Origin of the sequence: Sulfurimonas sp. C5, from assembly GCF_029872055.1 — a bacterium.
Lineage (GTDB): Bacteria > Campylobacterota > Campylobacteria > Campylobacterales > Sulfurimonadaceae > Sulfurimonas.
On the sequence record NZ_JARXNQ010000007.1, the window covers coordinates 21,972 to 28,912 of the forward strand.

The window sequence follows — 6,941 nt, forward strand, 5'->3', positions numbered from 1 at the left end:
ACTTTCCCTAAAACCCTAATTAAAGTTTATGAAATTTTCATAGACAAATCTATCCAGTTTGCTTGATGGATAAGTGAGCCTGAACTAATCGCATCTACACCTGTTTTTGCATACGATTCAATTGTCTCTAAAGAGATATTACCGCTCGCTTCAAGCAAGATATGCGGATAGTTTTCATTACGGTAAGCAACAACTTCCTCTACCTGTTCAGGGGTCATATTATCACACATAACGATATCTGCATTTGCCTCAAAAGCCATTTTCGCAATAGCAAAAGTTTCAGCCTCTACCTCAATTTTAGCAGTAAAAGGAATAACTTGACGTGCTTTTTGAATATATTCTGCTAGATTATCAATAGTTTTTAAATGAGTATCTTTGATCATTAAAGAGTCATCAAGTCCCATTCTATGGTTTGTAGCCCCGCCGCAACGTGTCGCATATTTCTCGAACACTCTAAGCATCGGTCTTGTTTTTCTCGTATCTAAAAGTCTTACACCATAAGGAGCAATAATTTTTGCATATTTGTTTGTAAGAGTAGCAATAGAGCTTGCATGTAAGGCTAGATCTAAAAGTGTACGCTCAGTTTTTAAAACATCGTGTGATGCACCTTTGACGATTGCAATCACATCTCCTTTTACAAAACTCTCACCATCTTTTTTACCCCAGATAACATCAAGGTTTTCTTCTTTTGCCAATACGTCGATATATTTTGCACCTGCAAATATACCGTCACATTTAGCAATGATATCCGCTTTTGTAGGGACACTAGGCTCTACTAATGCATATAAATCTCCACGTCCAACATCTTCAGCCAGTGCTGCTTTTACAAACTCTTTAATCATAATGCCAACATTCTCTCTAATGCAATTTTTGCCCATTTTTGTGTTGATTCATCGACTTGAATCTCATTCATAGGCTCACCCTCTTCAATCGATTTAAGTGTTAGATACACATCCTCTAAAGTTGTTTCATTCATCGTAGGACACTCAGGTTTTGTAGAACTTAAGATATACGTATTTTTAGGACGTAAACGGTTTACCATGTTAAACTCAGTTCCTACTGCCACTTTTTGATCTTCTGGAAGTTCTGTAATGTATTTAATAAGCTGTGAAGTTGAACCTACAAAATCACTTGCTTCACAAATAGCAGGATCACACTCAGGGTGTGTCGCAATTTTGATTCCCGGATATTTTTTTCTATAGAATTCAATATCTTCAACAGTAAAGAGCTGGTGTACAGAACAAAAACCGTCATAACAGATAATATCCGCTTCTTTAGGATCACCGCCTTGACCGATTACCATAGATTTAAGACCCATTTGGTTTGCTATGTTTTGACCTAAACAACGATCAGGTACAAATAAAATCTTTTTACCCTCTTTTAAAGCGGTTGTAATAATTTTCTTTGCGTTTGAGCTTGTACATACCATACCGCCCATTTCACCGACTTTTGCTTTTACATCTGCATTTGAATTGATATATGTAATAGGTAAAATATTTTCGCTTGCAATTCCGTGATCATTTAAAAATTTTACAGATTCATCATAATATAGTGAGTCAATCATTCTAGCCATTGCACAACATGCAATTTTAGGCATTACTACACGTTTCTGAGGACTTAAAACTTTTACACTTTGTCCCATAAAACCAACACCGCAAAAAAGTACAAATTCAGCATCATCGGCTTGTGTTCTCATGGCAAGTTCAAGTGAATCCCCAGTAATGTCAGCTATTTCAAAAACTTCATCACGTTGATAAAAGTGTGCTACTACCGTAACACTCAACTTATCTTTTAATCTTTGAATCTCTTGTTTTAATTCTTCGTTACTTAATTTCAAAAAAATTCCTCAAATTATTAGTGATGCAATTATATCAAAATATATTTAGCATAGTAAGTGTAGAATACGATCACGAAAAAAATTTAAGGTTATATATGGATTTTTTATTTAATATCAATGTGCAATTTTATATAGCGGCATATCTGATTGGGGGTATCCCTTTTGGTCTGCTTTTAGCAAAAGTTTTTGCAGGCGTAGATATCAAGTCTGCCGGCAGTAAAAGTATCGGTGCTACAAATGTTTTACGTGTCGTAAAAGAGACAAATCCCTCTTTAGCAAAAAAACTGGGTGCGGCAACGCTTGCTCTTGATGCTCTTAAAGGTATTGCTGTTTTAGCAGTAGGCTATTTTGCGGGTGTAAGTGAAAACACTATGTGGGCTATTGCTGTGCTTGCTGTTATCGGACACTGTTTTTCACCTTATCTCGGACTTGAAGGCGGTAAAGGAATTGCAACGGGAATGGGTGTAATGATGTTTATGCTTCCGTATGAAACTCTCATTGCTTTAGCTGTTTGGTTTATTATGGCAAAAACAGTTCGAATCTCTTCGGTGTCTTCACTTACAGGAGTACTTGCTATGCTTGTTGCTAGCTTTTTTATTCATCCGGATATTGCTCATGCTCCTGTTATTATGATCGTGTTTATCCTTTTTTATAAACATATTCCAAATATTGTTCGCCTGATCAAAGGTGAAGAAAAAAGAGTAATCTAATTGAAGATCTATGTTGAGGATTTAAGATTTCAATGTATTATTGGAATCTTAGATTTTGAAAGAACAACTCCGCAGGATGTAATCATCAATGTAGAGATAGAATATGATTTCTCAGACAACTTTATCAACTATGCAGAGGTTGCTCAAATCATCAAAAAACTGATGATTGAAGAAAAATTTCTACTTTTAGAGGATGCTATCGCAACAATTTCGCAAAAGTTAAAAGAAAATTTTTCACAAATCAACACCTTACAACTTAAAATCACAAAACCCTCTATTTTACCCGACTGCAAGGTTAGTGTAGAGGATTTCCATTCTTTCAAATCTTAAATAAAACTTCACTTTTTATTAAAAAAAATTGAAAAAAACTTTAAAGTTACCTAAATTTATGCTATCATTCCGCACATATATTAACTGAATAGGAAATAATTAATGCGTATTCTTATTATTGAAGATGAAGTAACATTAAATAAGATGCTTGCCGAGGGACTAAAAGAGTTTGGTTACCAAAGTGATGTTGTAGAAACTTTAAAAGACGGTGAATACTACCTAGACATCCGTAACTACGATTTAGTTTTAATGGACTGGATGCTTCCAGACGGCAACTCTGTAGATATCATCGGTGATATCAAAGCAAATACTCCAAAAACTGTTGTAGTTGTTTTATCTGCAAGAGATGACAATGAAAGTGAAATTGAAGCGTTACGCGCAGGTGCTGACGATTATATTAGAAAACCTTTTGATTTTGAGGTTTTAATTGCACGTTTAGAAGCAAGACTTCGTTTTGGCGGTAGCAACATTATCGAAATAGAAGATCTAACAATCAATCCTGAAGAGGAAAAAATCACTTATAAAGAAACAGAGATTGAACTAAAAGGAAAACCTTTTGAAGTTCTTACTCACTTAGCACGTCACCGTGATCAAATTGTTTCTAAAGAACAACTGCTTGATGCTATCTGGGAAGAACCAGAACTTGTTACTCCAAATGTAATTGAGGTAGCAATTAATCAAATCCGTCAAAAAATGGATAAACCTTTAAACATCACGACTATTGAAACTGTTCGTCGTCGTGGTTACCGTTTCTGCTTTCCAAAAGAAGTAAACTAAAAAATGTTATAATCTCCTAAAAATCTTGGGAGATTATAAATAAATGGCACGCCAACAGAGCATAAGAAAGAACTTTTTAGTTCAACTTTTAATCTCCTCTGCTTCACTCATTTTAATCTTTTCATCACTGCTCTATTTCTATATTGAAAAATCTATTTATGATGAAAAAAGAGATGAATTAATTCACTATGCACAAAATATCTCTAACTATAAATCTATTTATGATCTTGGAGAACTTCCAGATAACTTTTTATCCTTAAGTGTTGAAGTAATCTCTTTGACAACACCGCTAGAGCAAATAGATGTTTATGAAAAAACCATTGAGCAGCAAACTTTTTTAACTCTCATATACCCCTTTGACATACAAAACAATGTATATTTAAAACTTATCAAAGACATCACACCGACAAAACGTCTTTTGAAAAAGATTTTAAATTATATTTTTATCATCAATATTGCGGGATTTTTACTAGTTATTTTATACGCCGTAGCACTTTCTAAAATGCTTGCTGCTCCTATTAGAAAACTCTCTCAAGATCTTTCAAACATGAATGAGCATCTAATGAAACCTATTCAGATGGATGAAATTCCACAGGAGTTTGCACCACTTGCCGGAACTATCAACCACCTCATAGCTAGGATTCAAACCTTTGTGAAATATCAAAAAGAGCTTTTTATAGGAACTGCCCATGAGTTAAAAACACCCCTTGCCGTAATTAAACTCAAAAATCAGGTTACCCTTATTAAAAAACGTCCTCCAGAAGAGTATATTGAAGCAATTAAAACGACCAATAAAACAGTTGATGAGATGAATATTATTGTTTCCAATATTTTAAATATCGGGCGTCAAGAAGGTGCACAACTGGACAAACCGCAACAGGTTGATATCATAGACCTTCTACAACAAAAAGCAAATGACTTTAAGCTGCTTGCAGAAAATGAAGGTAAAACACTTGAAATAAGCTTTACACCGAATGTTTTCATGGCTACTATACAGGTTGGATTATTAAATCAGATAGTTCAAAACTTTTTACAAAATGCCTTAAAATTCACTCCCCCTGATAAAAAAGTAATCCTTAGAAGTGTTCAAGACGATTTTGGACTTTTAATTGAAGTTATAGATGAAGGGTGTGGAATCGATGAAAGTGTGGATCTCTATGCACCTTTTAAAAGACAAGGGAATAAAAGTGGTGTCGGTTTAGGACTTTTCCTTGCAAAAAGTGCAGCTGATGCACTTGGAGCAAAAATAAGTCTAAAAAATAGAGAAGATGGTGTTGATGGAACAATAGCTTCTTTGCAACTGAACTCTCAATTATCTTGTATAATTCCTAGAAAATAGATCTCTTTCAAATTTAATAAAGGTTTATTTTGTTATAAATCGGACACATAAAATAAACTAATAACATATAAGGTTTAAAAAGATGGCTTTATTAATTAATGATGAATGTATAGCATGTGATGCATGTCGTGAAGAATGTCCGACGATCGCTATTGAAGAAGGTGATCCTATATACTTCATTGATCCGGATAGATGTACAGAGTGTGTCGGTGTTTATGATGAACCAGCATGTATCTCTGTTTGCCCTGTTGATTGTATTGTTCCAGACAAAGACAATGTTGAAACTATTGCGGAATTACAATTCAAATACAAAAACTTAGACCTAGAAGAGTAGTCTCCTTTGGCGAAACGCGTTTCTATAATAGATATCGGTTCTAACTCGGTTAGAATGGTTATCTATGAGAAAACTTCCCGCTTTGCATTCCATTTACTTCACGAAGAAAAATCAAAAGTTAGAATTTCAGAACATGCCTACAAACATGACGGTATTTTACAAGAAATACCTATGCAAAGAACTTTTGATGCTCTTGAAAATTTTTTAAAAATTTCCGAATCATTTAAAGCAAAAAAAGTGTTATGTGTTGCTACATCTGCACTTCGTGATGCTCCCAACAAAAAAGATTTTGTACAAAAAGTTCGAGAAAAGCTCAAATTAAATATAAAAATTATTTCTGGTGAAAAAGAAGCTTATTACGGTGCAATTGCATGTGCCAACCTTCTTCCAAAACAGCATAATGCAATGAGTATAGATATTGGTGGAGGTTCTACAGAAATTGCTTTCATTGATGCTAATAATGTTTCATATACACTATCTTTAGATCTTGGAACTGTGCGTTTAAAAGAGCTCTTTTTCGATACAGATGATTTAGATGGTGCAAAAGAGTATATAAGAAAAGAATTAGATAAAATCCCTATGAAAGACCTTACTACCCTTATCGGTATAGGAGGAACATTCAGGGCAATTTCGTCTGCCATTCAAAAGTCACAATGCTATCCACTAAATAAGTTACATGCCTTTGAATATACTCAAAATACGTTTAAAACATACATTAAACGTATTTTGGAAGCTGATGAAAAAGAGTTATCCAACTTGTATATCAAAGAAAACAGATTTGATGTCATCAAACCAGGTGCACTCATTTTAGAAATTGTTATTGAAAAGTTTGCTATAGAAAACTGTATAACAAGTGGTGTAGGTGTAAGAGAAGGTGTGTTTTTAGCAGATCTTCTAAGAAGTTCTAAACATCAATTTCCTGCAAATTACAATACCTCAGTGAAATATATTTTAGATGCCCATCTAAGTGATAAACAGTTTTCAAATAATTTAACAAAATTAACAAAACAGATCTTTGACCTGACATATGAATTTTTTAACTTAGATTATTCATATAGAGAAAAACTCTCTATTGCTGCAAAACTATACCCTAGTGGAAGCAATATCCATTTTTATTCACAAAATAAACATAGTTATTATATTGCTCAAACAGCTCTTGAATATGGCTTTACACATCAAGATATCACACTTATAGCAACACTAATGAAGTTTGCAAAAAACAAATTGCCGGCAAGATCACATATTGAAAAGTATCAAATGCTTCTTCCTGAAGAACAAATACTTAATCCATTAAGCTTTCTTCTTTCACTAAGTATTATACTACTCAGTCACAGACCAAGAAACATAGATTTTGAGTTAAGTTTTAAAAATGGAATATTAAAAGTATCTTCACAAAGTAATCTTTACTTAGCTAAAGACGGTGTAGCAAAAGTACAATGTTTCAAAGATTTTCAAGTCGTTTTTAACGCTTAAAATCTTTGTCCCATTGTAAACTCAAATTTTTGTGTTTTATCTTTTTCTTTCGGGCTAATTGCGTTTGCAAACATTAGCTGAATTGGTCCAACTGGACTAAACCACTCTATACCCGCCCCATATCCTGCACGTGAAATATTA

8 protein-coding genes are annotated in these 6,941 nt (G+C 33.7%); 6 read left to right on the top strand and 2 right to left on the bottom strand.

Annotated features, from left to right (window positions below; all coding sequences use genetic code 11):
- Positions 1 to 26: 26 nt before the first annotated feature.
- Together nadC and nadA are read right to left on the bottom strand one after the other, a co-directional pair.
- Positions 27 to 842, bottom strand: coding sequence for a carboxylating nicotinate-nucleotide diphosphorylase (gene nadC / locus P6N22_RS09825; protein WP_280332515.1), 816 nt, complete (start codon positions 840 to 842; stop codon positions 27 to 29).
- The gene (gene nadA / locus P6N22_RS09830; RefSeq protein ID WP_280332517.1) at positions 839 to 1,837 is read right to left on the bottom strand and encodes a quinolinate synthase NadA; all 999 of its coding nucleotides are present in this window, start codon (positions 1,835 to 1,837) and stop codon (positions 839 to 841) included. Before nadA ends, nadC begins: the two co-directional genes overlap by 4 nt.
- Before the next feature lie 95 nt (positions 1,838 to 1,932).
- Here nadA and plsY point away from each other — a divergent pair, with 95 nt between their 5' ends.
- The 6 genes from plsY (at position 1,933) to P6N22_RS09860 (ending at position 6,800) form a co-directional block, all read left to right on the top strand.
- Positions 1,933 to 2,547: a glycerol-3-phosphate 1-O-acyltransferase PlsY gene (plsY, locus tag P6N22_RS09835; protein WP_280332519.1), complete on the top strand. Its 615-nt coding sequence runs from the start codon at positions 1,933 to 1,935 to the stop codon at positions 2,545 to 2,547.
- On the top strand, positions 2,548 to 2,877 hold the full coding sequence (locus P6N22_RS09840; protein ID WP_280332520.1) for a dihydroneopterin aldolase: 330 nt from the start codon (positions 2,548 to 2,550) through the stop codon (positions 2,875 to 2,877).
- 102 nt (positions 2,878 to 2,979) lie between these two features.
- Positions 2,980 to 3,654 carry a homeostatic response regulator transcription factor HsrA gene (gene hsrA / locus P6N22_RS09845; protein ID WP_280332522.1) on the top strand — a complete coding sequence of 225 codons (675 nt, stop codon included), beginning with the start codon at positions 2,980 to 2,982 and terminating at the stop codon, positions 3,652 to 3,654.
- 43 nt (positions 3,655 to 3,697) lie between these two features.
- Positions 3,698 to 4,993 carry a HAMP domain-containing sensor histidine kinase gene (locus P6N22_RS09850; protein ID WP_280332524.1) on the top strand — a complete coding sequence of 432 codons (1,296 nt, stop codon included), beginning with the start codon at positions 3,698 to 3,700 and terminating at the stop codon, positions 4,991 to 4,993.
- 82 nt (positions 4,994 to 5,075) lie between these two features.
- Positions 5,076 to 5,327, top strand: coding sequence for a YfhL family 4Fe-4S dicluster ferredoxin (locus P6N22_RS09855; RefSeq protein ID WP_280332526.1), 252 nt, complete (start codon positions 5,076 to 5,078; stop codon positions 5,325 to 5,327).
- A gap of 6 nt (positions 5,328 to 5,333) precedes the next feature.
- Positions 5,334 to 6,800, top strand: coding sequence for a Ppx/GppA phosphatase family protein (locus P6N22_RS09860; RefSeq protein ID WP_280332528.1), 1,467 nt, complete (start codon positions 5,334 to 5,336; stop codon positions 6,798 to 6,800).
- The last annotated feature ends 141 nt before the right edge of the window (positions 6,801 to 6,941 follow it).

Excerpts from the sequence above, each read along its gene's own strand:
- P6N22_RS09850 (WP_280332524.1), top strand. The coding sequence starts at position 3,698 with ATGGCACGCCAACAGAGCATAAGAAAGAACTTTTTAGTTCAACTTTTA.
- plsY (WP_280332519.1), top strand. The coding sequence starts at position 1,933 with ATGGATTTTTTATTTAATATCAATGTGCAATTTTATATAGCGGCATAT.
- P6N22_RS09855 (WP_280332526.1), top strand. The coding sequence starts at position 5,076 with ATGGCTTTATTAATTAATGATGAATGTATAGCATGTGATGCATGTCGT.
- nadC (WP_280332515.1), bottom strand. The coding sequence starts at position 842 with ATGATTAAAGAGTTTGTAAAAGCAGCACTGGCTGAAGATGTTGGACGT.
- hsrA (WP_280332522.1), top strand. The coding sequence starts at position 2,980 with ATGCGTATTCTTATTATTGAAGATGAAGTAACATTAAATAAGATGCTT.